The organism is Angustibacter peucedani, assembly GCF_054779595.1.
In genome coordinates this window covers 1-881 of the sequence record NZ_BAAGXY010000179.1, presented here as the reverse complement: position 1 = coordinate 881, position 881 = coordinate 1, and the positions used below count along the sequence as shown (strand labels likewise).

General features: G+C 79.2%; 1 pseudogene. It reads left to right on the top strand.

The annotated features are described in order from the left end of the window. Positions 1 to 881: pseudogene (locus ACYVJ4_RS18610) on the top strand (hypothetical protein); the annotation flags it as partial.

Sequence of the window (881 nt, the reverse complement as noted above, 5' to 3'; positions counted from 1 at the left end):
CGCCCAGCCCGGCCGGTCGCCGTCCGCGCCCTCGCGCCCGACCTGGACGTCGCGCTCCCCCTGCCGCTCGGCGCCACCGCCGCGCCCTCGACCGGCCGGCTCGTGCTGCACGACGCGACCGCGTTCGGCGTGCGCAAGGCCCGCTGGGTCGTCGACCTGTCGTCGCTGGACGGCGGCGCGCTCCTGCCGGAGGTGCGCGCGCTGCTCGGCGAGGTCGGCGCCCAGCTGCACGCGCAGGCCACCAGCGGCCTGGACGCCGGCATCACCGGCCTGGTCGACGCCCTGACGGCGCTGGGCCTGCTCGACGTCGGCGGGGGCTTCGACGCGACGACGCTCACCGGCCTGCTGTCCGACCCTCGGGCCACGATCGCCGCCCTGCTGGCCGACGCCACCCGCACGGCGTCGCTGGCCGGCGGGCTGCGGGCGGTGGTGGGCGACGTCCGGCCGGACGCCGGCAGCACGGTGCAGCTCGTCACCGGTCCGGTGACCGTGCAGGCCGACCTCGCGGCGCGTTCGCTGCACGTGGGGACGACCGCCAGGCTGCCCGGCGACCTGGTCGAGGTGCAGGTGGGCGTCGACGCCGACCCGACCGGCGCCACGATCACCGCCGTTCTGGGCACGGCCGGGCTGGCCGCCGACACCACGACCACCGCCGGACCGGGCGCCCTGGGCCTCACCGCGAGCGCCCACCTGGGCGTCGGCGTCGCACCGTCGGTTCAGCTGCGGGCGACGACGCGCAGCCCCGCGGGTCGGCAGGACCTCGTGCTGTGGCCGCCGCCCGCCGACCTGGGCGACCGGCTGCTCGCCCTGGCACCGGACGTCGCGGCCGCCACCGCGGTGCACGCGGCGCTGGACGCGCTGCGCGCCACCCTGCACGGGCT